The following is a 22,860-nucleotide window of genomic DNA, read 5'->3' as shown; positions in this document are numbered from 1 at the left end:
GAGGGGTGCGGCGGCGCGTACCGCCGGCGGTCAGGAGGAGAGCGAGGGGACGAGGTAGGCGTGGAGGAGCTGCCGGGTCTCGTCGACGAGGGCGGGGTCGCCCTCGGGGTCGGCGCGGAAGGCGAGGCGGACGAGGGTGTCGGCGGCCTCGACGCCGACGAGGACCTTGCGCCGCAGCGTCTCGTCGGCGGGCCGGCCGAGGTGGGCGGCGAGGAGGCCGCAGATCCGTTCCGCGACCAGCCCGTTGGGGTCCTCGGCGGCCCCTCCCCCGGCCTCCTCGGCGGCCGGGACGCCGAAGTCGACGAGGGCGAAGCCGGGCACGCTCCGCTTCATCGCGAGGAACTCGTCGAGGACGCCGTCGATCGCGCCGCGCGCGTCGAGGGCCGGGGCGCTCGCGAAGCGGGCGGAGATCCGCTCGGCGTACCGGTCGAGGTTGCGGTGGGCGAGGGCGGCGACCATCGCCCGCTTGTTGCCGAAGAAGCGGTAGACCGAGCCGATCGGGACGCCGGCGCGGACGGCGACGGCACGGGTGCTCAGCTGCTCGTAGCCGGTCTCGTCGAGGAGGCCGGCGCAGGCGTCGAGGATGCGGGCGAGCCGTTCGGCGCTGCGCTGCTGGACGGGGGTGCGGCGGAGCGCGGACGGAGGGCCGTGCGGGCTGGTCTGGGGCACGGGGTCCATGATGCCGCCCCGTCCCCGTTCGGGCGACGAGCGCCCCCGCGCCGCCGAGCGCGTACGCGGTCACCGGCGCGAAGGACGGGAGCCGGCCGCCCCTCGTGCGCCCGGTGGACGAACCGCCCCGCGCGCGCCCGGCGGAGGGGGTCGCGGCGAGCACGGCCGGAAGCGCGGAGACGGGCCTCCGGGGCCGCGGCACGGCCGCGGGAGCGGAGCCGCCGTCCGCCGTGTCGCCCCCGCCGCGCGGGCACCGGTCACGAGGACCGGCACGCCCGCCCCGTTGACGGGAGCGGCGCGGAATCCTACGGTCGTCCATAGGATTCCCTTCGCGGGCACGGACACGGGTGCGGCCCGAGGGTTCAGGACAGGAGCGGGCGATGACGACCGAGCAGGCCAGGAAGACGGCCGAGGCGCTCACCTACAGCACCGGATTCGGCAACGAGCACGGTTCGGAGGCGCTCCCGGGCGCCCTGCCGGAGGGCCGCAACTCGCCGCAGCGCGCCCCGCTCGGGCTCTACGCCGAGCAGCTCAGCGGCAGCGCGTTCACCGAGCCGCGGGCGCACAACCGCCGCTCGTGGCTGTACCGGATCCGGCCCTCGGCGGCCCACCCGCCGTTCGTGAGGACCGACAACGGCGCCGTGCGCACCGCGCCGTTCACCGAGACCGTCGCCGACCCCAACCGGCTGCGCTGGGACCCGCTGCCGGACCCGGCGCCGGGCACCGACTGGCTGGCCGGCCTGTGGACCCTCGGCGGCAACGGCGACGCGGCCCAGCGCACCGGCATGGCCGTGCACCTCTACCACGCCAACGCCCCCATGGAGCGGGTCTTCGGGAACTCGGACGGCGAGCTGCTGATCGTCCCCGAGCACGGCGGCCTCCTGCTCCGCACCGAGCTGGGCCTGCTGGCCGCCCGCCCCGGCGAGGTGGCGCTGGTCCCGCGCGGCGTCCGCTTCCGCGTGGAGCTGCTGGACGAGACCGCGCGCGGCTACGTCTGCGAGAACTACGGCGCGCCCTTCCAGCTCCCCGACCTCGGCCCGATCGGCGCCAACGGCCTCGCCAACGCCCGGGACTTCCGCGCCCCCGTCGCCGCCTACGAGGACGTCGAGGGCCCGGTCGAGGTGGTCAACAAGTTCTGCGGCAACCTCTGGACGGCGACGTACGGCCACTCGCCGCTCGACGTCGTCGCCTGGCACGGCAACCACACCCCGTACGTCTACGACCTGCGCCGCTTCAACGTCATCGGGACGATCTCCTACGACCACCCCGACCCGTCGATCTTCACCGTCCTCACCTCGCCCTCCGACACCCCCGGCCTGGCCGGCGTCGACTTCGTGGTCTTCGCCCCGCGCTGGCTGGTCGGCGAGGACACCTTCCGGCCGCCGTACTTCCACCGGAACGTGATGAGCGAGTACATGGGCCTGATCGAGGGCGCGTACGACGCCAAGACGGCCGGAAAGGGGGGCTTCGTGCCGGGCGGCGGCTCGCTGCACAACATGATGTCCGCGCACGGCCCCGACCGGGAGACCTTCGACAGGGCGAGCGCCGCCGAGCTGAAGCCGCAGAAGATCGACGACGGCCTGGCCTTCATGTTCGAGACCCGCTGGCCGGTGACGGCGACCGCGCAGGCGGCCGGAGCCGACCACCTCCAGCGGGGTTACGACGACGTGTGGCAGGGTCTGGAGCGTCATTTCCGGCCGTAGAGTCCTGCTTCAGCCCGCCCCGCCGCGTCGCCGTACGGAGAACCCCGTGACCGCCTTCGCCCCCGACTCGCTGGTCCTGAACCGCAAGCTCCCGCTGTGGTACCAGGTCTCGCAGTCCCTGCGCGCCTCCATACTGGGGCGCACGCCCGACGCCTCGCTGCGGCTGCCCACCGAGGAGCAGCTCGCCGCGCACTACGGCGTCAGCGTGCTGACCATGCGCCAGGCCCTGAAGGAGCTGGAGGAGGAGGGGCTGATCAGCCGGCACCGGCGGCGCGGCACCTTCATCGAGCCGGGCGCCCGGCGCTCCGCCCCGCGCCGGCTGCTCGGCTCGATCGACGCGATCGTGGCCCAGCAGTCCGGCGAGCGGACCACGGTCCTCGGCCACGGCCCGGAGCCGGTGCCCGGCGAACTCGCCGAGTACTTCCCGGACGTGGCCGAGGTCGCCACGTACCGCCGGCTGCGCGCCGACGGCGAGAGCGACGAGCCGACCAACTGGGCGGAGAACGCGGTCCGGCCCGAGTTCGCCGCCGCCATCGACCCGGCCGACCTGGAGCGCTGGCCGATGACCAAGGTGCTCCGGGACGTCGTCGGGGTGCGGATCAGCCGGATCACCGACACCGTCGAGGCCCGCCTCGCCGACCCGGAGACGGCCGAACTCCTCCGGGTCCCCCTGCTCTCCCCGATCCTCCACTACACCGGCGTCACCTACGGCGAGGACGGCCGCGTCGTCGACGTCGCCCGCATCCGCTACCGCGGCGACCGCTTCTCCTTCACGGTGACGGTCGAGGCGCACTGACGCCCGCCCGGGAACCGGCCCGGCCGGTGCCGGTCCCGCGCGGACGGCACTCGTGGGCGTGCGGGGCGTGACGGATTAGCATGCGGGGCGTGACGGAAGCCTCCCGCCCGCCGGTTCCGTGGCCGGACGACGACGTGCCCCTGCTCGACGAGGTGATGCCGTGGTCGGTGGCGCCCTTGCGGTTCGGGCGGGCGTGGGTCCTCGCGCCCGACGTCCGTACGCTGCGGGCCCGGTGGGACCGGCTGGTCGCGGCGGAGGGCGGGGAGCGGGAGGCGCTGTTCCGGCCGAGCCGGGCGCGGACGACGGGGACGGCGGTGGCCGCGCTGCCGGGGCAGCGGACCGGGACCGGGCGGTTCGCCCGCGAGACGGGGCCCTGTCCCGAGCCGGTGCGGGTGGCGTCCGGGCCCTTCGACGAGCAGTGGCTGCTTCCCGACCACCGGCTGATCGACGCCGCCCGCCCGGAGCTGTGGCGGGTGGCGGGCGGGCCGCAGCTCTTCGCCGTGGAGCAGGGGTACGTGCCGGGGGCGGCCGGGCCGCCGCTCCTCGTGACGGGCGCGCTGCCCGAGGGGCGTTCCCCGGCGGGCCGTCCGGGCCGGATCCGGCCGCTCTTCCGGCGGCCCGGCGGCGAGGAGCCGAACCTGGCGCCGGGGCTGCTCGGCTTCCTCCGGGAGCGGTACGGGCCGGCCGACCCGGTCCGGTGGCTGGCCTGGACCGTCGCGGCGGCGGTCCCCTCCCCGGCCGGCTGCCGGGTGCCGCTCCCGGCGGACCCGGAGGCGTGGGCGGCGGGCACGGCGCTCGGGCGGGAGCTGCTGGACGTCCAGGCGCGGGGCGCGCTGACGGGGACGCGGCCTCGGCTGCCGGGCGGGCGGCGCCCCTATGTGCGGGCGGCTTTCCCGCCGCGCCCGGAATCGCTCTCGTACGACTCCGAGGGTGAGGTGCTGAGCGTCGGCGAGGGCCGCGTCTCCCCCGTCCCCGCGGCGGCCTGGGAGTACCGGGTGGGCGGGGCGCGGGTCCTGGAGCAGTGGTTCGCCCGGCGGACCGCGCCGGCCGGGGCGGGCACCCTGGAGGCGATCGGCCCGTCCGCCTGGCCGCAGGAGTGGACCTCCGAGCTCCTCGACCTGATCACCGTCCTGGCGCTGCTCGGGGCGCGGGAGGCGGAGCGCGCGCCGTTCACCGCCGGCGGCGGGCCGGGCCGGGCGGCGCTGCGCGCGGCCGGGGTGCTGCCGGTGCCGGACCGGGCGCGCCGGCCGGCGTCGGTGCTCGACCATCAGGAGGAGGGCCCGGAGGGCCAGTTCATGCTCCTGTGACGGGGCGGGCGGGGTCGAAGGAGTCGAGGAGCCGCGCGAGGGTCATCGCGAAGACCTCCTCCGGGTCGGCGGGGGCGGCGGACTCGGCGAGCAGCGCCGCGAGGTGCGGGTACCGGCCGCTCGCCACCTGGCCCATGAGGTAGGCGCCGCGCACGGCCTGCTCCTCCGCCTCGGACCAGGGCAGTCCGCGGGCGCGTTCGGCCATGGCCTGCTCGTTGCGGACGGTCGCCATCACCGTGCCGTTGACCAGCGCGATGAGCTGCATCTTGAGCCCGGCGGGCACGTCGAGCGGCTCCAGGCAGCCGAGGCACCACTCCAGGTAGCGCAGGGCGTTCGGGCTGAAGCCGTAGGCGGTGGTCATCACCCGGGAGAGCCACGGGTGGCGGTACATGATCGCGCGGGTCTGGTACGCCAGCTCGGTCATGTCGGCCCGCCAGTCGCCGCTGGGCCGTTCCGGGAAGGCGTACTCGGCACTGGCCGCGTCGACCATCAGCTCGTACAGGTCCTCCTTGCGGGGGACGTAGTTGTACAGCGACATGGTGCCGCAGCCGAGTTCGGCGGCGATGCGCCGCATGGAGACCGCGTCGATGCCGTCGGCGTCCGCGAGGCGCACGGCGGTGTCGACCACGTCCTGTCTGCTGAAGGCGGGCTTGGGGCCGCGGCCCGCGCGCTCGGGGCGCGCCCAGATCACTTCGGGTTCGGCCGCTCGGCCCGCCATCTCATCACCTCGCCTCCATCGTAGTTACGTACACCGTACGTAGTGCGGTACGGTCTCCCCATGACAACTACGTACGCTGTACTTAGTGAGGGTCTGGAGAAGCGGTACGGCGAGGTCCGCGCGCTGCGCGGGCTCGACCTCGCGGTCCCCGAGGGCACGGTCTGCGGCCTGCTCGGCCCCAACGGCGCCGGCAAGACCACCGCCGTCCGCATCCTCACCACGCTCCTCGCGCCCGACGCCGGCGGCGCCCGGATCGCCGGCCACGACCTGGTGCGCGACCCGGCCGGGGTGCGGCGGCGGATCGCCGTCACCGGCCAGTACGCCTCCGTCGACGGCGACCTCACCGGCGCCGAGAACCTGCGCCTCTTCGCCCGGCTGCTGCGCCTGCCGCGCGCCCGGGCCGACGAGGTCCTGGAGGAGTTCGGCCTGGCCGGGGCGGCGGACCGGCTCGTCCGCACCTACTCCGGCGGCATGCGCCGCCGCCTCGACCTCGCGGCCTGCCTGCTCGGCCGCCCCCCGGTCCTCTTCCTCGACGAGCCGACCACCGGCCTCGACCCGCGCAGCCGGGGCGCCGTCTGGGACGCCGTCCGGGGGCTCGCCCGGCAGGGCACCACCGTGGTGCTCACCACCCAGTACCTGGAGGAGGCCGACCGGCTCGCCGACGAGATCGTCCTCGTCGAGGACGGCCGGGCCGCCCACCGGGGCACCCCGGCCGGGCTGAAGGCGCTCGTCGGCAGCCGGGCCGAGGTCGTCCTCGCCGGGCCCGGGCCGCTGGAGCCCGCCGCGGCCGTCCTGGACCGGCTGACCGGCTCGGCGCCGGACCTGGACCCGGAGCGCCGCACGGTCGGCGCGATCAGCACCGACCCCGCCCTCACCCTGCCCCGGCTGGTCCGCGAGATCGACGCCGCCGGCATCCGCATCGTCGACGCCTCGCTGCGTCCGCCCACCCTCGACGAGGTGTTCCTGCGCCTCACCGGACGGAAGGAGACCGCCGCGTGAACGCCCTCGCCCTCGAAGGGGCCGCCCTGGTCGGCCGCAACCTGCGGCGGATCCGGCACGCCCCCGCCCTCACCGTGATGACCCAGACGATGCCCGTCGTCTTCCTGCTCTTCTTCGGGTACGTCCTCGCCGGCGCCCTCGCCATGCCCGGCGCCGACTACCGCGCCTTCCTCGTCCCGGGCCTGCTGGTCGCGACGGCCGCGGGCGGCCTGATGAACGGCATGTTCCAGGCCGCCCAGGACACCCACCGGGGCGTCATGGACCGCTTCCGGACCCTCCCGGTGAGCCGGGCCGCCGTGCCGCTCGCGCAGGTCGTCGCCGACCTCCTGGTCTGCGCCGCCGGCACCGTGCCGCTGGTCCTGGTGGGACTCGCCATGGGCTGGCGGATCGAGGGCACCGCCCTCGACGCGCTGGCCGCCTTCGGCCTGCTGCTGCTCTTCCGCGCCGCGACGACCTGGGCGGGGATCCTGCTCGGCCTCGCCTCCGAGAGCGAGGAGGCGGCCGGCCAGCTCGGCAGCGCCGCCTTCATGCTGCCGCTGCTCTCGAACGCGTACATCCCGACCGACGGCATGCCGGGCTGGCTGCGGACGGTCGCCGAGTGGAACCCGATCTCCGCCGTCACCACCGCCGTGCGCGTGCTCTTCGGCAACGCGCCGGTGCCGGACGGCGCCGCCTGGCCGGTGGCCCACCCGGTGGCGGGCTCGCTGCTGTGGTCCCTCGGCCTGATCGCGGTCCTCGCCCCGCTCGCCGTCCGCCGGTACGCGCGCCGCTGAACCGGCCGGAGCGTGATCCAGGTCCCGGTGACAGCCGCCCTCCGGGCACGGTAGGCAGACGGGCATGAGCACTCAGCCACTCCCCCTGGACGGGATCACCGTCGTCTCCGTCGAGCAGGCCGTCGCCGCGCCCTTCGCCACCCGGCAGCTCGCCGACCTCGGCGCCCGGGTCGTCAAGATCGAGCGCCCCGACGGCGGCGACTTCGCCCGCGGCTACGACACCGCGGCCCGGGGCCTGGCCTCGCACTTCGTCTGGTGCAACCGCGGCAAGGAGTCGGTCGCCGTCGACCTGAAGGACCCGCGCGGACTCGCCCTGGTGCGGCGGCTGGTGGACGGCGCCGACGTCTTCGTGCAGAACCTCGCGCACGGGGCGGCGGCCCGCCTCGGCCTCGACGCGGCCGCGCTCTGCGCCGCCCGCCCGGAGCTCGTCGCCGTCGACATCTCCGGCTACGGGCCGGACGGCCCGTACGCCCACCGCAGGGCGTACGACATGCTCGTGCAGTGCGAGACCGGGCTCGTCTCGGTCACCGGCACCCCCGGACAGCCCGTCAAGTCCGGCATCCCGGCCGCCGACATCGCGGCCGGGATGTACGCGTACTCGGGCGTCCTCGCCGCCCTCGTCCGGCGCGGCCGGACCGGCCTCGGCGGCCCCGTGGAGGTGTCGCTGTTCGACGCGCTCGCCGAGTGGATGGGGCACCCGCTGCACCACGGGGCGCACGGAGGTACGCCCCCGGCGCGCACGGGGCTCGCGCATGCGGTGATCGCGCCCTACGACGCCTATCCGACGGCGGACGGCGGCCTGGTGCTGCTCTCGGTCCAGAACGACCGGGAGTGGCGGCGGCTCGCCGAACGGGTGCTGGAGCGGCCGGAACTGGCCGACGACCCGGCCTTCGCGACGAACGCGGCCCGGGTCGCCGGCCGGGCCGCGACCGACGCCGCGGTCGGGGCGGCGCTCGCCGCGCTGCCGGCCGCCGAGGCGGTGGACCGGCTGGACGCGGCCGGGATCGCCTGCGCGCGGCTCAACTCGGTGACGGAGCTGGTGCGGCACCCGCAGCTGGCGGCGCGCGACCGGTGGCGGCCGGTGGACTCCCCCGTCGGCCCGCTCCCCTCGCTGCTGCCGCCGGTCGTCTTCCCGGACGGCCCGGAGGCCCCGATGGGGCGGGTCCCGGCCCTGGGCGAGTCCACGGACGCGGTCCTGGCGGAGCTGGGCGTGCCGGCGGCCGAGGTGGAGGAGCTGCGGGCGGCCGGCGTGGTGGCCTGAGCGGACGCGGGACGGCCCGGCCGGCGCGGCGCGGGCTCCGGGCGGGCGCGGCGCGGAGCGGGGACGACGAAGCGCCGGACGGGCGGGGACGCGTCCGGCGCTCTCGGCGTGCGGGTGGGTGCGGGCGGCGGACCGGGGCGGGCGGGTCGCGTCGGGTACGCGGATCCGGCGCCCTGGTGCGCGCGGTGCGGACTAGTGGCGCGCGCCGAAGAGGCTGCGGCGCAGGCGGCGGAGCGGGGCGAAGAGCGAGACCCGCGCGCGCCCGCCGTGCCGGCCGGCGGTCGGCGCCTCGTGGCGACGGGTCGTCAGTTCCCGCATGAGCAGCGTCGCCTCGGCCACCTCGCGCTGCGGCACGGCGGGACCGCCGAGCACCGCGAGATGGCGGTCGAGGCGCGAACTCGTCGCGCTGCTCCCGCAGGTGATGGCAGGCACACGCGGCCTGCTGCGCATCGTTATCTGTTCCATGTCACTCCCCACCCGTACGAGGGCACCCGGCCCGGGCAGGTTAACCCTATCGCCCCACAGTGACACGCGTGTATCCCACCGACGGGATTCACGGCACTCGTACGGGGGTTGACGGTCACTCTCCGAATACGTCTGATTCCAGGGCGACTTGGACAGGGTTCGAACACCTGCCGAACCGTCATGAACCATCCTGCACCCCGGCCGCCCGGCCGCGGCCCCGGAGGCCGGTGTGATCTACGACACCGGACTCGGTCCGGGTGGGTCGCCACCCGGACCGGCGGCGGTTACCGTGGGGCCATGACGCTGATCGCGGGCCGCTACCGGCTGCTCGACGCCCTCGCGGAGGGCGCGGCGGGGATCGTCTGGCGCGCCCGGGACGAGGCGCTCGGCCGCGAGGTGGCCGTCAAGGAGGTGCACGCCCCGCCGGGGACGCCCGAGGCGGAGGAGCGGCTGCTGTACGCGCGGGTCGAGCGCGAGGCGCGGGCCGCGGAGGCGATCTCCGGTCCGGGCGTGGCCGCGGTGTACGACGTGGCCGTGGAGCACGGCCGGCCGTGGATCGTGATGGAGCTGGTCCGCGGGCTGACGCTGGCGGAGACCCTGGAGGCCGGGGGGCCGCTGCCGGACCGGGAGGCGGCGCGGGTCGCGCTCGGGGTGCTGACGGCGCTGCGGGCGGCCCGGGAGGCCGGCGTCCCCTATCGCGAACTCGGCCCGGACCGGGTGCTGCTGGCGAACGACGGGCGGGTGGTGGTCACGGGCGTGGCCACCGGGACCTCCGTGCCGGACGCGCCGCCGCCGGGGCCGGGGGACGACCTGCGGTCGCTGGGCGCGCTGCTCGGCGGGACGGTCGCCGACCCCCGGTCGGGGCCGCTGGCGCCGGTGGTCGAGGGCCTGGCGGACCGGGATCCGGACGTGCGGGCCGGGGCCGTACGGGAGTTGGAGCGGGTGGCCGGGGCCGGGGAGCGGCCCCGTGGGGGCGTGCCGGCCGGCGAGGCGCCGGTGCGCGCTCCGGGGCGCCCGGGGGACCGGGAGCACGACGGAGCGGACGGTGTGCGCGGGGCGCGCGCGGAGGAGCGCGCGGCCGGGGAGCCGGACGCGCCGGGACCGGCGGTCCCGGGCCCGGGGCGGAGGGGTCCCCGGCGGAGCGCGGTGGTCGCCGCCGGGATCGCCGGGCTCCTGGTGATCGTGGGGGTGCTGGTCTGGCAGGCCGTCAGGGACGGCGACCGGGGCGCCGGTCCCGGCGGGGGCGGGGCGTCGAGCACCGCTCCGGCCGTTCCCGGCGCCGCGGGGGCGGCGGACGGGGGACCCGCCGCTACGCCGCGTTCCTGAAGCTGGGCAGGTAGCCGCCCGACTGGCCGGCGGCGGTCGGGTGGTAGGACTCCCCGATGTTGAGCCAGTTGACGCTGTGCAGCCAGGCCGAGCCGGAGCAGATCTCGTGGCCGGTGAAGGCGGGGACGACGCTGGCGAAGGCGAAGCCGTGGTCGGCGGCGCGCTTGGCCATGGCGGCGTTGAGGTGGTCGGCGGCGCCGTTGATGGCCGCCCGCTCGGTCTCGCTGAGGCCGGCGACGCAGCTGCCGCCCAGCTGGTAGAAGCGCGGGTAGCCGAGGACGACGACCCGGGCGGCCGGGGCCTTGGCGCGAATGGCGTCGTACACGGCGTCGAGGCGGGCGGGGAGGGTCGAGTCGACGTACCCCTTCGCCTGGTTCACCCGGTTGACACAGGTGGACTCCGACTGGAGCACACAGGTCGTCATGACGTCGGCGAAGCCCGCGTCGTTGCCGCCGACGGTGATCGAGACCAGGTCGGTGGCGGAGGAGAGCGGGCCGAGCTGCTTGGTGGTGACGTCGGTGGTGACGGCGCCGGAGCAGGCGGTGAAGGCGAAGGAGGAGGGGGCGTTGGCGTTGGCCCAGAGCCGCGGGTAGGCCTTGGTGGAGCGCTTGCAGTCGCCGCTGGCGCTGTCGTAGCTGCCGGCGCCCACGCCGGAGGAGTACGAGTCGCCGAGGGCCACGTAGTCGAGGGCGGCCGACTCGGCGGCCTGGGCGGCGCCCGCCCCGGTCAGGGCGAGGACGGAACCGAGCAGGAGCGAGGACGCGAAGGCCGCGAATCGCGACAGTTTCATGGAACCTCCCTGTAGCAGGATCTCTGCGCTACCAGGAAGTAGCATCGGATCCGCCCCGCCGGAAGTGTTCATGTCAAAACTGACCCTGGAGAGTGAGTGAACATCCCTCAGGAGCCGTCACTTTTCGGCCACCTGAGGAACCGGAGGATCCTCTCCCGCTTTCCGGTCGAACGGGATCACGACACATCCGCCCGACGTCGCACGGGAGTACCACGGAACCCCACGGCTTCCGTCGCGAAAACGGATTGATCAAATCCGATCGAGAAGAGGGCGCTCACGAGCGCCGATCGTTCGCCAAAGTGCCAGAAACCGGGTCGCACCAGCGGGACTTGCCATACAGTCCCATTCATCAATACCGTCGTACATCTCACCCGCATCGGTCCATCAGCAAAGCGGCTCAGGGGAGGGCGCTGGCGTCGCGATGGTCCCGGAGCGGGGCGCGGTAGGGGGGTGCCGTGCTCGGTGCGGATCAGTGCGCCGAGTCGCGGGTACCGCGCGGCCAGTCATGCCAACTCACCGATCCCGCAAGGAGATCGTTTCCGTGCGGGCATGGCGAGAACCCCCCTTTCGCACCGGACAAACGACCGGGTCGCCCAGGGGTGGGCGGCCCACCGGACGAGAGGGAAAACGACCCATGAGCTCGTTCCTGCGCCCGCCCACCACGGGCCCTGAATTCACCGAGCCGAGTCGAATAGCGGCCCAGTACCGGGCCATCACGTCGCATCTGGCGATCACTCCCCCGGTGAGTGTCGTCATTCCCGCGATGAATGAGGCGGAAAATCTTCCGTACGTGTTCAAGACCTTGCCGGAATGGATTCACGAAGTCGTCCTGGTCGACGGAAATTCGACGGACAACACCGTCGACGTGGCCCGTGAGCTGTGGCCCGACGTCAAGGTCGTCAAGCAGGTCGGCAAGGGCAAGGGCGACGCGCTGATCAGCGGCTTCGCCGCCTGCACCGGGGACATCATCGTCATGGTCGACGCCGACGGCTCGGCCGACGGCCAGGAGATCGTCTCCTACGTCTCCGCCCTCGTCGGCGGCGCCGACTTCGCCAAGGGCTCGCGCTTCGCGAACGGCGGCGGCACCGACGACATGACCGGTATCCGCCGCCTCGGCAACTGGGCCCTGTGCGCGCTCGTCAACCGGAAGTTCGGCGCCCGCTACACCGACCTCTGCTACGGCTACAACGCCTTCTGGCGGCACTGCCTCGACAAGATCACCCTCGACTGCACCGGCTTCGAGATCGAGACCCTCATCAACATCCGGGTCGTCAAGGCCGGCCTCAAGGTGCAGGAGGTCCCCAGCCACGAGTACCTGCGCATCCACGGCGTCAGCAACCTCAACGCGGTGCGCGACGGCATCCGGGTGCTCAAGGTGATCCTCCGGGAGAAGCGCGTCCCGAAGGCCGCCCGGGCGCTCCGCCGCCCCGCCGCGCTGCCGGTCAACGTCCCCCGGGGAGAGGTCTCTTGAGCGACCGTCCGGCCCCGCCCCGCTTCTCGGTGGTGATCTGCGTCTACACGGAGGAGCGGTGGGCGGACATCCTCGCCGCCGTCGACTCCGTCCGGAAGCAGTCGCTGCCGCCGCTGGAGACCCTGCTCGTCGTCGACCACAACGAGCGGCTGCTGCACCGGCTCGCCGAGGAGTACGCGGGATCCGCGGCGAAGCCCGGCACGGACGCCCGCGGCGAGGTGCGGGTGCTCGCCAACACGGGCCCCCGCGGCCTCTCCGCCGGCCGCAACACCGGGATCGCCGCCGCCCGCGGCGAGTTCGTCGCCTTCCTCGACGACGACGCCGTGGCCGAGCACGACTGGCTCCACCACTTCGCCGCGGGCTACCGGGACCCGGCGGTCGTCGCCGTCGGCGGACGCACCCTGCCCGTCTGGGCCTCCGGCCGCCGGCCCGCCTGGTTCCCCGAGGAGTTCGACTGGGTCGTCGGCTGCACCTACCGGGGGCTGCCCCCCGGCCGGGTGCGGGTGCGCAACGTGCTCGGCGGCAACGCCTCCTTCCGGCGCACCGCCTTCGACGCGGCGGGCGGCTTCGCCACCGGCATCGGCCGGGACGGCGACCGCCGGCCGCTCGGCTGCGAGGAGACCGAGCTGTGCATCCGGCTGGCGAACGCCGTGCCGGGCGCGGTCCTGCTCATCGACGACCGGGCCGTCATCCACCACAAGGTGCCCGCCGCCCGCGAGCGCTTCGCCTACTTCCGCACCCGCGTCTACGCCGAGGGGCTGTCCAAGGCGCTGGTCGCCCAGAGCGTCGGCGCGGGCAAGGGCCTGGAGTCCGAACGGCGCTACACCAGCCGGGTGCTGCCCGCCGGCGTGCTGCGCGGGGTGCGGGACGCCCTGCTGGGCCGGCCGGGCGGCGCGGGCCGCGCCGGGGCGATCGCCACGGGCGTCGCGCTCGCCGCCGGCGGCTACGCCCTCGGCACCCTCCGCGCCCGCCGCGGCGGCGCCCCCGCCTTCTCGTGGGGCCCGATCGCCCCGGTGGACGGTCCCCGGCGGGACCGGGACCCGGCGGCCGAGGGGGCGGTCGCGTGACCGGCACCCCCGCGGAGGCGGAGCCCGTACCCGGGTCCGTCCCCGTACCGATCCTCATGTACCACGCGGTCGCCCCCGATCCCGCGCCCGCCACGCTCGGGCTCTCCGTGACGCCCGGGGCCTTCGCCGCGCAGATGGACGCGGTGGCCGAGCGGGGGCTCACCCCGCTCACCACCGCCGCGCTCGCCGCCGCCTGGCGGACCGGCGCCGCGCTGCCCGAGCGGCCGGTGCTCATCACCTTCGACGACGGCTACGAGGGCGTGCACCGGTACGCCCTGCCGGTGCTCGCGAAGCACTCCTTCGCGAGCACCGTCTTCGTCACCAGCGGCTGGCTGCCCGGCCGGCACGCCACCGGCGGCGCCCTCGACACCATGCTCTCCTGGGGACAGGTGCGCGAACTGGCCGCCGCCGGCACCGAGATCGGCGGGCACAGCCACAGCCACCCGCAGCTGGACCAGCTCGACGCGCGCCGGCTGCGGTTCGAGGCGCTGCGCTGCCGGGAGCTCGTCGGCGAGGAGCTCGGCACCGCGCCGGTCTCCTTCGCCTACCCGTACGGCTACTCCAGCCGGCGGGTCCGCGCCGCCGTCCGGGAGGCCGGCTTCGCCCAGGCCCTCGCGGTCGGCAACGCGCTCGCCCGCCGCCGCCAGGGGCCGTACGCCCTGGAGCGGGTCACCGTCCGCCGCTCCACCACGGCCGAGGAGTTCGCCCGCCTCGTCGAGGGCCGGGCGATCGGCCGGAACTTCGCCGCCGACCGCGTCCTCACCAAGGGGTACGCGCTGGCCCGCCGGGCCCGGGGGGCGGTGCGCGGGCACTGGATCTGAGGGCCCGGCGGAGTCCCGGCCCGCCGGGGCAAAACCCCGTGCGCGGCCCGGCCGGTTGGCGGATCATGGCGGCATGCCAGACACCCCCGCAGCACCGTCCGGGCCGCGCGCGCCGCTGCCGGTCGTGGTCAACCTCGACGACAGCGACTCCCCGAGCGACGTCATGGACGCGCTCTTCCTCGACCGGTTCACCACCGGGGAGCAGCCGCACTCGCACGGCGTCACCCTGGACCGGGCCAGGCCCGACGCGACCCTGCTGCCGCCCGGCGCCCGGGTGCTGTGGGGGTCCAAGGAGGAGGACCGCAGCTCGGTCCTCGCCGAGGGCGAGGGATGGACGATCCTCTCCTCCCGCTGGAAGCACCGCGCCGACGTCACCGTGACGGCGACCGACCCGGAGCTGGCCGCGCGGATCCTCGCCGAGGCGACGGAGGGCGCCAAGGACGAGCCCGAACCGGAGCCCGAGGACGTCACGATGGGCTTCTGGTACCTGGCCCCGCAGCGCGGCCCGCGCCGGATGACCCGCCGGATCAGCGCGGCCACCTGGGAGGAGGCCCGCCCGAACTACACGGCGCCGGTGGCCGGGTCGATGGACCGGCTGATGAAGCTGACGCCCGAGGACGTCAGCGGGCGGCTCCTGCTGCTGCACGGTCCGCCCGGCACCGGCAAGACCTCCGCGCTGCGCACCCTCGCCCGGTCCTGGCAGGAGTGGTGCCAGGTGGACTGCGTGCTCGACCCCGAGCGGCTCTTCAACGACATCGGCTATCTGATGGACATCGCCATCGGGGAGGACGACGGCACCGAGAAGGAGCGGTGGCGGCTGCTGCTCCTGGAGGACTGCGACGAGCTGATCCGGGGCGGGGCGAAGGAGGCCACCGGGCAGGCGCTGTCCCGGCTGCTGAACCTGACGGACGGTCTGCTCGGCCAGGGCCGCAACGTGCTGGTGGGGCTCACCACCAACGAGGACCTGGAGCGGCTGCACCCGGCGATCGTCCGGCCCGGCCGCTGCCTGGCCCGGATCGAGGTCGGGCCGCTCACCCGCGCCGAGTCGGTGGCGTGGCTGGGCCGCGAGGACGGGGTGCCGGCCGGGGGCGCCACCCTGGCGGAGTTGTTCGCGCTGCGACGCGGCGCCTCCCCCACCGAGCTCCCGGAGCAGCGCGCCCCCGCCCCCGGCCTCTATCTGTGAGAGGGCGGTCCGCCGGGGCCGGGCCCCCGGCGGACCGCCCGTCCGTCACTCGGAGTCGTACGCGGCCCGCAGCGCGTCCCGGACGGCGGCCTCGGCCTCGTCGCGGGTGAGACCCAGGCGGTACGCCTCCTCCGCGTACTGGGCGGCGGCGGAGGCCGCCCGGCGGCTGGCGGCGTCACCGGCCGCCGCGACGAAGGTGCCGTGCCGGCCCCGGGTCTCGATGACCCCGTCGGCCTCCAGGGCCTTGTACGCCTTGGCGACCGTGTTCGCGGCGAGCCCCAGCTGCTCCGCGAGTCCCCGGACCGTCGGCAGCTTGTAGCCGACCGGGAGTCTGCCCGACCGGGCCCGCTCCGAGATCTGGGCGCGCAGCTGTTCGTAGGGGGCGGTGGTGGACTGGTGGTCCACGGCGATTGTCAGTGTCACCCGCCCGATTCTGCCCCCACCCCCCGGGAAAATGGGAGGCGGCGGCACGGCCCCCGCCGTAGCGTGCGGCACCATGACTGTGATCGTCCGTGCCGTACGGCCCGAGGACGCCGGGGCCTTCGCCCGCGTCCGGCGCGCGGCCCTTCCCTGCATGCTGGCCACCGCGGAGCAGGTGGCGTACGACTGGGCGCACGCCCATCCCGAGGCGCACGCCCGGCCGCTGGTCGCCGTGACGGAGGACGGGGAGGTGATCGGGACCGCCCAGGTGGGCCTCGCGCACGACGCCCCGAGGCCCGGCGTCGGCTACCTCGACGTGTACGTGGACCCGGCCCGCCGGGGGCTCGGCGCGGGGACGCTGCTGGCCCGCACGGCGGAGGAGCACCTGGCCGAGCGGGGCGCGACGGTGCTGTACAGCTGGGCCCTGGACGAGCCGTCGAACCGCGGCTGGGCCGAGCGCCGGGGGTACGCGCCGAGCCGCTCCGCGCACTTCCTCCGGCTCGACCTGGCGACGGCCGTGCTGCCGCCGCTCCAGGAGCCGCCGGCCGGCGTCGAGCTGCGGACGGCCGAGGACTTCGCGGCGGACCCGCGGCCGCTCTTCGAGCTGGACGCGGCGACCACCGCCGACGAGCCGGGGGACGTGGGCGCCGAGCTGGACGACTACCCGCACTGGCTGGCCACCACCTGGAACCACCCGCTGCTCGACCGGACGCTGACGACGGTGGCGGTGGTGGACGGGGTGCCGGCCGCGTTCAGCGCGGCGCGGACCGACGGCCGGGGGCGGTACTCCTCGGGCATGACGGGGACGGCCCCCGGGTTCCGCGGCCGGGGCCTGGCGAAGCTGGTGAAGAACCACGCGCTGCACCGGGCGCGGGCGGCGGGCTGCGTGGAGGCGTTCACCGGGAACGACGCCGGGAACGGGCCGATGCTGGCGATCAACGCCTGGTTCGGGTACGCGATCGACGCGACGGAGGTGCGGTATGTCCGGACGCTCGGTTGAGGTGGCGCTGTGGAAGGCGGGACGGCTGAAGATCCGCTACCGCGCCGAGGTGACGGCGGAGACGGGGACGCGGCTCTCGGTGCGGGCGCCGTGGGCGGCGGAGGGGGTGCGGGACTTCGGGTTCGTGCGCTTCGAGCCGGGCGACGTCTTCGTCGAGCACTACTGGGCCGACCGCTGGTTCACGGTCAAGGAGGTGTGGTCGGCGGAGGGCGGTCTGAAGGGCTGGTACTGCGACATCACCCGGCCGGCCGCGATCGGGCCGGCCGGGGTGACGGTCGAGGACCTGGACCTGGACCTGTGGGTGTCGGCGGACGGCAGCGAGGTGCTCCGGCTCGACGAGGACGAGTTCGCGGCGAGCGGTCTGGCCGTCTCCGATCCGGAGGCGGCCGGGCGGGCCGTGGCCGCCCTCGACGAGCTGGAACGGCTGGGCCGGCGGGGCCTGGTGGCGCTGCTCGGCCGGCCCGTCCCGCCCGCCGGGCCGGGTCCTAGCCGAGGGTGACGGGGGCGCCCTGGGTGACGAGGAAGCCCGGCACGGGGAGGCCGAGCTCGCCCTGCGGGGTGAGCTGCATGAGGGTGGCGTCGACCCGGGCCTCGCCGGGCTGGTAGGCGGGTTCCTTCACCACGGAGGTGTTGGTCCAGGTGCGGAGCCGCCCGTCGCAGACGGCCCGGGTGCCGCCGATCCCGGCGGAACGGTCCTGCTGGCGGAGGGTGGAGCTGACGAAGACCGGGCCCGCGCTGTCGTCGAGGCAGCGGTAGGTGCCGGAGAGGGTGACCGTGCCGTCGGCGCCGAGGAGGCCGGCCGGGTCGACCGTGAGGAGGTCGGCGAGCGGTGCGGCCGGGTCGGCCGCGGGGCCGTCCGCCCCTCCCGCGTGGGCGAGGGGGGCGGCGGCCGCGGCGAGGAGCGCGGTGGCGGCGAGGGCGAGTCGGACGCGCATGGGGGGAGTCCCTTCGGGGTGGGGGGAGACGTCGCCCGCCAGGGATACCGGATCCGGCCGCCCGGGGGCCGAAACTCACCCCTTCATCGGCGCGTTGCCCGGGCGGCGCCCTGATCGTCGTACCGGCGTGCGCCCCGCCGGTCAGGCGCCGGTGCGGTCGCGGACCACCGCCTTCCGCACCAGCGGCCACGTCAGCAGGAGCAGCACGGCGGCGTAGACGGTCACCGCGAAGGGGGTGTTCACCAGGCCGGTGACGGAGCCGTCGCTGATCTGGAGGGCGCGGCGGAGCTGCTGCTCGGCGGCCGGGCCGAGGATCACGCCGATGACCGCGGGCAGGACCGGCAGGCCGTAGCGGCGCATGCCGAGGCCGAGGAGGCCGACGACCAGGAGGACGACCAGGTCGAGGGCCTCGCCGCCGACCGCGTAGGCGCCGACGGCGGCGAAGAAGAGGATGCCGGCGTAGAGGTACGGACGCGGGATGCGCAGCAGCTTCGCCCAGACGGGCGCGAGCGGCAGGTTGAGCGCGAGCAGCAGCACCATGCCGACGAAGAGCGAGGCGATCAGGCCCCACACCAGCTCGGGCTCCCGCTCGAAGAGCAGCGGGCCGGGCTGGATGCCGTACTGCTGGAAGGCGGCGAGCATCACGGCGGCGACGGCGGTGGTCGGCAGGCCGAGGGTCAGCATGGAGACGAGGGTGCCGGCGGCGGAGGCGGACGCGGCCGACTCGGGTCCGGCGACGCCCTCGACGGCGCCCTTGCCGAACTGGTCCTTGTGCTTCGAGAGCCGCTTCTCCGTCACGTACGACAGGAAGGTCGGGATCTCGGCGCCGCCGGCCGGGATCGCGCCGAACGGGAAGCCGATGAACGGGCCGCGCAGCCACGGCTTCCAGGTGCGCTTCACGTCCTCGCGGCCCAGCCAGGGGCGGCCCACCGGGACCGGCCGGGCGGCGGTGCGGCGCAGGTGGGCGGCGACCCACAGGGCCTCGCCGATGGCGAAGAGGCCGACCGCGACGATGACGACGTCGATGCCGTCGGCGAGCTGGAGCGAGCCGAAGGTGAGCCGCTGCTGGCCGGTGAGCTGGTCGAGGCCGACCAGGCCGAGGGTGAGGCCGATGAGCAGGGAGGCGACGCCGCGGATCCGGGAGGAGCCGAGGACCGAGGTCACCGCGACGAAGGCGAGGACCATCAGGGCGAAGTAGTCGGGGGCGCCGATGCCGACGGCGAGGGCGGCGACGGTGGGGGCGAGGACGACCAGGAGGATCGTGCCGATCATGCCGCCGGTGAAGTGGCCGATCGCGGCGGCGGCGAGCGCCTGCGCGCCCCGCCCCGCCTTGGCCATCGGATGGCCTTCCATGGCGGCGACGACGGCCGCGCTCTCGCCGGGGGTGTTGAGCAGGATCGAGGTGGTGGAGCCGCCGAACATGGCGCCGTAGTAGATGCCGGCGAACATGATGAAGGCGCCGGTGGGTTCGAGGCCGTAGGTCACCGGGAGCAGCAGGGCGACGGCCATGGCGGGGCCGATGCCGGGCAGGACGCCGATCGCGGTGCCGAGGAGCACGCCGAGGGCGGCCCACAGCAGGTTGACCGGGGTGAGGGCGGTGGCGAAGCCGTCCGTCAGGGAGGTCAGGGTTTCCATGGGTCAGAGCACTCCCATCAGCGGTCCGCCGGGCAGCGGGACGCCCAGCAGCCGGTCGAAGACGCCGTAGGTGAGGAGGGAGAGGACGGCCGCGATCAGCGGGTCGCGGGCGGGGTGGCGGCTGCCGAGGGCGTAGGCCGCGCCCCAGAAGAGGAGGGCGCCGGAGACCGGGAAGCCCAGCGGCCCGATGAGGACGGCGAAGCCGAGGAAGACGCCGACGAGGAGGAGGACGGTGCGCCAGTCGGCGGGGGCGGCGAGGTCGATGTCCTCGCCGCCCTCGGCCTCGCCGCGGCCGCCGTGGAGGACGTCGAGGGCGAGCAGGACGGCGACGACGAGGAGGCCGCCGCCGACGAGCAGGGGGACGGTGGCGGGGCCGACGGGGCCGCGGGCGGAGACGTCGACGCCGAGGGTGAGGGCGTCGGTGAGGACGAGGACGCCGAGGAGGAGGAGCAGGGCGCTGACGCCGAGCTCGGAGCGGTCCTTGAGCCGGTCCTTGAGCGGGGTGGTCACAGTCCGAGCTCCTTCAGCACCGTGTCGACGCGGGCGTTCTGTTCGGTGAGGAAGGCGCCGAACTCCTCGCCGGGCAGGAAGGCGTCCGTCCAGCCGTGGGTCTTCAGGGACTCCCGCCACTGGGGCGAGGCGTGCAGCTTGGTGACGAGGGTGACGAGCCGCTCGCGTTCGGCGTCGGTGAGGCCGGGCGGGGCGACGATGCCGCGCCAGTTGGTGAACTCGGTGTCGAGGCCGGCCTCGCGGAGGGTGGGGGCGTCGAGGCCGGGGACGCGTTCGGCGCCGGTGACGGCGAGCAGGCGCAGCTCGCCGGCCTCGATCTGGTCGAGGTACTCGCCGACGCCGGAGACGCCGAAGGCGACCTTGGAGCCGAGGATGGAGGCGAGGAGCTCGCCGCCGCCGTCGAAGGGGACGTAGTTGACGTCCTTGGGCGGGATGCCGGCGGCCCGGGCCATCAGCATCGGCGCGAGGTGGTCGGGGCCGCCGGGCGAGGAGCCGCCGCCGACGGGCAGCTTCCCGGGGTCCTTCTTCCAGGCGGCGAGCAGCTCCTGGATGGTCCGGTACGGGGAGTCCTTGGAGACCACGACGATGTCCTGCTCCTCGGTGAGCCGGGCGATCGGGGTGGTGTCGGCGAGGGTGCGGGCGGTCTTGTTGGTGTGGACGGCGCCGACGACGCCGAGCCCCATCGACATGGCGATCCGGCCGTCGCCGCGTTCGCCGACGAGCCGGGTGAGGCCGACGGTGCCGCCCGCGCCGGGCAGGTTGAAGACCTCGATGCCGCCGGTGAGCCCGGCCTCCTCGGCGTTCTTCGCCGCGGTGCGGGCGGTGATGTCGTAGCCGCCGCCGGGGGTGTTGGGGACCATGAACCGCAGGCCGGGGATGTCGGTGCCGGTGTCGGGGCCGCTGCCGGGGGTGAGCAGCGGCGGCCCCACGAGCACCAGCAGCGCCGCCCCGAGCAGGGCGAAGGGGGTGCGCAGACGCACGAGGCCGCCTCTCGGTGGGTGGGTGGGTTCCGGGACGGGCCCGGGAGAAGTGAAGTGGGCCACATGTTGCCCGCGCGTGAGGAAGCTGTCTCCCTTCCGCAACCAACGGACGTTGTGGTCCTTGTGGTCGCGACCTACCGTGTCCGGCGTGACGAAGGTGCTGGTGGTCGACGACGACTTCATGGTGGCCAAGCTGCACAGCCGCTACGTGTCGGCCGTGCCGGGCTTCTCCGTCGTCGGTGTCGCGCACACCGGCGCGGAGGCGCTGCGCGCCGCCCACCGGCTCCGCCCCGACCTCGTCCTCCTCGACATCTTCCTGCCGGACATGGACGGCATCGGGGTGCTGCGCGAACTGCGCGGGGCGGGCCTCGCGGTGGACGCGCTCTTCATCACGGCGGCCCGGGACGCGGGCATGGTCCGGGCGGCGCTGCGGGCGGGCGCCCTGCACTATCTGATCAAGCCCTTCAACCAGGCGGCGCTGCACGAGCAGCTGCGCCACGCGGCCTCCCTGCGCACCCGCCTCGACGGCCTGGACGAGGCGCGCCAGGAGGACGTGGACCAGATCTTCGGTACCCGTCCGCCCGGCTCCCGCGAGCTCCCCAAGGGTCTCGCCCCGCACACCGCCGACCTGGTCGAGGGCATCCTCCGCGCCCACCCGGAGGGCCTCTCGGCGACGGAGTGCGCGGAGGCCGGCTCCCTCTCCCGCGTCAGCGCCCGCCGCTACCTGGAGCACTTCGCCGCCACGGGGCGCGCCGAGGTGACCCTCCGGTACGGCGGGACGGGCCGCCCGGAGCGCCGCTACCGGCCGGCGGGCTGAGGGGCGGGGGCCGTTCCTGAGGCGGTGCTTTCGTGGGCCTTAAAGCGGCCCTAAGAATCGTCGTCTCCCGCTCTCCGGGGCCTTCTCCGGCGTTCTCGGCGGCTAGCGTGCGGGGCACCCCCCACACCCCACCCTCGTGTCAGGAGCGTCTCCATGTCGTCTCGTCGTACGGCCGCCGTCCTCACCGCCTCCGCCGCGGTCGCCCTCGCCGGGCTCGCCGGCGCGCCCGCCCACGCGCACGGTTCGATGACCGATCCGGTGAGCCGGGTCGCGGCCTGTTACGCGGAGGGGCCCGAGTCGCCCTCGTCGGCGGCGTGCAGGGCGGCGGTGGCGGCGAGCGGGCCGCAGGCGTTCTACGACTGGAACGCGGTGAACATCGCGAACGCGGCGGGGCAGCACCGGGCGCTGATCCCGGACGGGAAGCTGTGCAGCGCGGGCAACGACAAGTACCGGGGGCTCGACCTCGCGCGGGCGGACTGGCCGGCGTCGCGGATGACGGCCGGGGAGCACACCTTCCGGTACAAGGGGACGGCGCCGCACAGGGGGACGTTCGCGCTGTACGTGACGAAGGACGGGTACGACCCGTCGAAGCCGCTGACCTGGGCGGACCTGGAGGCGGAGCCGTTCGTGACGGTGACCGACCCGGAGATGCGGGACGGCGACTACGTGTTCCGGGGGACCGTGCCGGAGAAGTCGGGGCGGCACCTCGTCTACTCGGTCTGGCAGCGGTCCGACTCCCCCGAGGCGTTCTACACCTGCTCGGACGTGGTGTTCGGGGCGGAGGACGGGGGCGGTGCGGCGCCGTCGGCCTCGGCGCCGACGGACACGCAGATCGAGGAGGGGGCGGACGAGTCCTCGGTCGAGCACGGGGGGCACGGGGACGACGACGCCTCCACCGGGGCCGGGGTGACGGCGGCCCCGGAGACCCCGGCGCCCTCCGCCGAGGCCACCGAGACCGCCGAGACCGCCGAGGCCACCGAGCAGGCCGGCGCCGAGGAGACCGCCGTCGAGGAGACCGCCGCCGCGGAGGAGACCGCGCCGGCCTCCGCCGCGCCCGCTCCGGCGCCGGCCGGAGGGGCGGTGGAGCTGGCGGAGACCGGCGGGGACGGTGCCACGCCGTACCTGGCGCTGGTCGGGGCCGGCGTCCTGGCGGCCGGCGCGGCCGTGCTGTTCGCGGCGACGCGGCGATCGCGCCGGACGCGGCGGGGCTAGCC

Annotated in this window: 24 protein-coding genes; 15 read left to right on the top strand and 9 right to left on the bottom strand. The window is 75.3% G+C overall.

What is annotated here, in order from left to right:
- Positions 1-30: 30 nt before the first annotated feature.
- The gene (locus AB0E83_RS22560; RefSeq protein WP_362114626.1) at positions 31-678 is read right to left on the bottom strand and encodes a TetR/AcrR family transcriptional regulator; all 648 of its coding nucleotides are present in this window, start codon (positions 676-678) and stop codon (positions 31-33) included.
- 371 nt (positions 679-1,049) lie between these two features.
- Here AB0E83_RS22560 and hmgA point away from each other — a divergent pair, with 371 nt between their 5' ends.
- The 3 genes from hmgA (at position 1,050) to AB0E83_RS22545 (ending at position 4,475) form a co-directional block, all read left to right on the top strand.
- Positions 1,050-2,372: a homogentisate 1,2-dioxygenase gene (gene hmgA / locus AB0E83_RS22555; protein ID WP_362114623.1), complete on the top strand. Its 1,323-nt coding sequence runs from the start codon at positions 1,050-1,052 to the stop codon at positions 2,370-2,372.
- Positions 2,373-2,418: 46 nt separating this feature from the next.
- The gene (locus AB0E83_RS22550) at positions 2,419-3,168 is read left to right on the top strand and encodes a GntR family transcriptional regulator (protein ID WP_362114620.1); all 750 of its coding nucleotides are present in this window, start codon (positions 2,419-2,421) and stop codon (positions 3,166-3,168) included.
- A gap of 80 nt (positions 3,169-3,248) precedes the next feature.
- Entirely contained in the window at positions 3,249-4,475 is a 1,227-nt protein-coding gene (locus tag AB0E83_RS22545; protein ID WP_362114617.1) for a type ISP restriction/modification enzyme, read from the top strand.
- Here the strand turns inward: AB0E83_RS22545 and AB0E83_RS22540 are convergent.
- On the bottom strand, positions 4,462-5,193 hold the full coding sequence (locus AB0E83_RS22540) for a TetR/AcrR family transcriptional regulator (protein ID WP_362114614.1): 732 nt from the start codon (positions 5,191-5,193) through the stop codon (positions 4,462-4,464). The genes AB0E83_RS22545 and AB0E83_RS22540 overlap by 14 nt on opposite strands.
- 60 nt (positions 5,194-5,253) lie before the next feature.
- Here AB0E83_RS22540 and AB0E83_RS22535 point away from each other — a divergent pair, with 60 nt between their 5' ends.
- The 3 genes from AB0E83_RS22535 to AB0E83_RS22525 all read left to right on the top strand — a co-directional run bounded on the left by AB0E83_RS22535 (position 5,254) and on the right by AB0E83_RS22525 (position 8,226).
- Complete coding sequence (locus tag AB0E83_RS22535) at positions 5,254-6,192, top strand: ATP-binding cassette domain-containing protein (RefSeq protein WP_362114611.1); 939 nt, start codon at positions 5,254-5,256, stop codon at positions 6,190-6,192.
- Complete coding sequence (locus AB0E83_RS22530; protein ID WP_362114608.1) at positions 6,189-6,965, top strand: ABC transporter permease; 777 nt, start codon at positions 6,189-6,191, stop codon at positions 6,963-6,965. The genes AB0E83_RS22535 and AB0E83_RS22530 overlap by 4 nt, the downstream gene beginning before the upstream one ends.
- 64 nt (positions 6,966-7,029) lie before the next feature.
- A complete protein-coding gene (locus tag AB0E83_RS22525; protein WP_362114605.1) occupies positions 7,030-8,226 on the top strand; it encodes a CaiB/BaiF CoA-transferase family protein in 1,197 nt (398 codons plus the stop codon).
- A 192-nt stretch (positions 8,227-8,418) separates the two neighbouring features.
- Here the strand turns inward: AB0E83_RS22525 and AB0E83_RS22520 are convergent, their stop codons facing one another.
- A complete protein-coding gene (locus tag AB0E83_RS22520; RefSeq protein ID WP_362114602.1) occupies positions 8,419-8,691 on the bottom strand; it encodes a hypothetical protein in 273 nt (90 codons plus the stop codon).
- Positions 8,692-8,988: 297 nt separating this feature from the next.
- Between AB0E83_RS22520 and AB0E83_RS22515 the strand changes: the two genes are divergently transcribed.
- A complete protein-coding gene (locus AB0E83_RS22515) occupies positions 8,989-10,017 on the top strand; it encodes a serine/threonine-protein kinase (protein ID WP_362114599.1) in 1,029 nt (342 codons plus the stop codon).
- Here the strand turns inward: AB0E83_RS22515 and AB0E83_RS22510 are convergent.
- Positions 10,001-10,807, bottom strand: a complete 807-nt coding sequence (locus tag AB0E83_RS22510) for an SGNH/GDSL hydrolase family protein (protein WP_362114596.1) — start codon at positions 10,805-10,807, stop codon at positions 10,001-10,003. The genes AB0E83_RS22515 and AB0E83_RS22510 overlap by 17 nt on opposite strands.
- A gap of 634 nt (positions 10,808-11,441) precedes the next feature.
- On the opposite strand from AB0E83_RS22510, the gene AB0E83_RS22505 reads away from it, so the two are divergent.
- The 4 genes from AB0E83_RS22505 to AB0E83_RS22490 all read left to right on the top strand — a co-directional run bounded on the left by AB0E83_RS22505 (position 11,442) and on the right by AB0E83_RS22490 (position 15,349).
- A complete protein-coding gene (locus tag AB0E83_RS22505; RefSeq protein ID WP_362114593.1) occupies positions 11,442-12,278 on the top strand; it encodes a glycosyltransferase family 2 protein in 837 nt (278 codons plus the stop codon).
- Positions 12,275-13,345 carry a glycosyltransferase family 2 protein gene (locus AB0E83_RS22500; RefSeq protein WP_362114590.1) on the top strand — a complete coding sequence of 357 codons (1,071 nt, stop codon included), beginning with the start codon at positions 12,275-12,277 and terminating at the stop codon, positions 13,343-13,345. The genes AB0E83_RS22505 and AB0E83_RS22500 overlap by 4 nt, the downstream gene beginning before the upstream one ends.
- 56 nt (positions 13,346-13,401) lie before the next feature.
- Positions 13,402-14,166 carry a polysaccharide deacetylase family protein gene (locus tag AB0E83_RS22495; RefSeq protein WP_362114641.1) on the top strand — a complete coding sequence of 255 codons (765 nt, stop codon included), beginning with the start codon at positions 13,402-13,404 and terminating at the stop codon, positions 14,164-14,166.
- 73 nt (positions 14,167-14,239) lie between these two features.
- Positions 14,240-15,349: a DUF5925 domain-containing protein gene (locus tag AB0E83_RS22490; protein WP_362114587.1), complete on the top strand. Its 1,110-nt coding sequence runs from the start codon at positions 14,240-14,242 to the stop codon at positions 15,347-15,349.
- Positions 15,350-15,394: 45 nt separating this feature from the next.
- On the opposite strand, the gene AB0E83_RS22485 is transcribed toward AB0E83_RS22490, so the two are convergent.
- Positions 15,395-15,772 carry a GntR family transcriptional regulator gene (locus AB0E83_RS22485; protein ID WP_362114584.1) on the bottom strand — a complete coding sequence of 126 codons (378 nt, stop codon included), beginning with the start codon at positions 15,770-15,772 and terminating at the stop codon, positions 15,395-15,397.
- Between the two features lie 73 nt (positions 15,773-15,845).
- Here AB0E83_RS22485 and AB0E83_RS22480 point away from each other — a divergent pair, with 73 nt between their 5' ends.
- Positions 15,846-16,769: a GNAT family N-acetyltransferase gene (locus AB0E83_RS22480; protein WP_362114581.1), complete on the top strand. Its 924-nt coding sequence runs from the start codon at positions 15,846-15,848 to the stop codon at positions 16,767-16,769.
- Positions 16,750-17,268, top strand: a complete 519-nt coding sequence (locus tag AB0E83_RS22475) for a DUF402 domain-containing protein (RefSeq protein ID WP_362114578.1) — start codon at positions 16,750-16,752, stop codon at positions 17,266-17,268. Before AB0E83_RS22480 ends, AB0E83_RS22475 begins: the two co-directional genes overlap by 20 nt.
- On the opposite strand, the gene AB0E83_RS22470 is transcribed toward AB0E83_RS22475, so the two are convergent.
- From AB0E83_RS22470 to AB0E83_RS22455, 4 genes are all read right to left on the bottom strand, one after another.
- Positions 17,255-17,704, bottom strand: a complete 450-nt coding sequence (locus tag AB0E83_RS22470; RefSeq protein WP_362114575.1) for a DUF6299 family protein — start codon at positions 17,702-17,704, stop codon at positions 17,255-17,257. The two genes, AB0E83_RS22475 and AB0E83_RS22470, sit on opposite strands and share 14 nt — an antisense overlap.
- Positions 17,705-17,845: 141 nt before the next feature.
- Positions 17,846-19,339 (bottom strand): tripartite tricarboxylate transporter permease, encoded by a 1,494-nt coding sequence (locus AB0E83_RS22465; RefSeq protein ID WP_362114572.1) that lies wholly within the window; start codon positions 19,337-19,339, stop codon positions 17,846-17,848.
- Positions 19,340-19,342: 3 nt separating this feature from the next.
- Positions 19,343-19,849, bottom strand: coding sequence for a tripartite tricarboxylate transporter TctB family protein (locus AB0E83_RS22460; RefSeq protein WP_362114569.1), 507 nt, complete (start codon positions 19,847-19,849; stop codon positions 19,343-19,345).
- Positions 19,846-20,829 (bottom strand): tripartite tricarboxylate transporter substrate binding protein, encoded by a 984-nt coding sequence (locus tag AB0E83_RS22455; protein ID WP_362114566.1) that lies wholly within the window; start codon positions 20,827-20,829, stop codon positions 19,846-19,848. Before AB0E83_RS22455 ends, AB0E83_RS22460 begins: the two co-directional genes overlap by 4 nt.
- Positions 20,830-20,977: 148 nt before the next feature.
- Between AB0E83_RS22455 and AB0E83_RS22450 the strand changes: the two genes are divergently transcribed.
- Positions 20,978-21,646, top strand: coding sequence for a response regulator (locus AB0E83_RS22450; protein ID WP_362114563.1), 669 nt, complete (start codon positions 20,978-20,980; stop codon positions 21,644-21,646).
- Between the two features lie 153 nt (positions 21,647-21,799).
- A complete protein-coding gene (locus AB0E83_RS22445) occupies positions 21,800-22,858 on the top strand; it encodes a lytic polysaccharide monooxygenase (protein WP_362114560.1) in 1,059 nt (352 codons plus the stop codon).
- The last annotated feature ends 2 nt before the right edge of the window (positions 22,859-22,860 follow it).

The sequence above is a fragment of the Streptomyces sp. NPDC035033 genome, from assembly GCF_040636735.1.
Lineage (GTDB): Bacteria > Actinomycetota > Actinomycetes > Streptomycetales > Streptomycetaceae > Streptomyces.
The sequence above is the reverse complement of the archived record's forward strand: the minus strand, read 5'-3'. Positions and strand labels throughout refer to the sequence as shown.

Coding starts and splice junctions, on each gene's coding strand:
- AB0E83_RS22515 (WP_362114599.1), top strand. CDS start 8,989: ATGACGCTGATCGCGGGCCGCTACCGGCTGCTCGACGCCCTCGCGGAG.
- AB0E83_RS22535 (WP_362114611.1), top strand. CDS start 5,254: ATGACAACTACGTACGCTGTACTTAGTGAGGGTCTGGAGAAGCGGTAC.
- AB0E83_RS22490 (WP_362114587.1), top strand. CDS start 14,240: ATGCCAGACACCCCCGCAGCACCGTCCGGGCCGCGCGCGCCGCTGCCG.
- AB0E83_RS22475 (WP_362114578.1), top strand. CDS start 16,750: ATGTCCGGACGCTCGGTTGAGGTGGCGCTGTGGAAGGCGGGACGGCTG.
- AB0E83_RS22510 (WP_362114596.1), bottom strand. CDS start 10,807: ATGAAACTGTCGCGATTCGCGGCCTTCGCGTCCTCGCTCCTGCTCGGT.
- AB0E83_RS22505 (WP_362114593.1), top strand. CDS start 11,442: ATGAGCTCGTTCCTGCGCCCGCCCACCACGGGCCCTGAATTCACCGAG.
- AB0E83_RS22445 (WP_362114560.1), top strand. CDS start 21,800: ATGTCGTCTCGTCGTACGGCCGCCGTCCTCACCGCCTCCGCCGCGGTC.
- AB0E83_RS22520 (WP_362114602.1), bottom strand. CDS start 8,691: ATGGAACAGATAACGATGCGCAGCAGGCCGCGTGTGCCTGCCATCACC.
- AB0E83_RS22525 (WP_362114605.1), top strand. CDS start 7,030: ATGAGCACTCAGCCACTCCCCCTGGACGGGATCACCGTCGTCTCCGTC.
- AB0E83_RS22545 (WP_362114617.1), top strand. CDS start 3,249: ATGCGGGGCGTGACGGAAGCCTCCCGCCCGCCGGTTCCGTGGCCGGAC.
- AB0E83_RS22495 (WP_362114641.1), top strand. CDS start 13,402: ATGTACCACGCGGTCGCCCCCGATCCCGCGCCCGCCACGCTCGGGCTC.
- AB0E83_RS22540 (WP_362114614.1), bottom strand. CDS start 5,193: ATGGCGGGCCGAGCGGCCGAACCCGAAGTGATCTGGGCGCGCCCCGAG.
- AB0E83_RS22560 (WP_362114626.1), bottom strand. CDS start 678: ATGGACCCCGTGCCCCAGACCAGCCCGCACGGCCCTCCGTCCGCGCTC.
- hmgA (WP_362114623.1), top strand. CDS start 1,050: ATGACGACCGAGCAGGCCAGGAAGACGGCCGAGGCGCTCACCTACAGC.
- AB0E83_RS22465 (WP_362114572.1), bottom strand. CDS start 19,339: ATGGAAACCCTGACCTCCCTGACGGACGGCTTCGCCACCGCCCTCACC.
- AB0E83_RS22480 (WP_362114581.1), top strand. CDS start 15,846: ATGACTGTGATCGTCCGTGCCGTACGGCCCGAGGACGCCGGGGCCTTC.
- AB0E83_RS22470 (WP_362114575.1), bottom strand. CDS start 17,704: ATGCGCGTCCGACTCGCCCTCGCCGCCACCGCGCTCCTCGCCGCGGCC.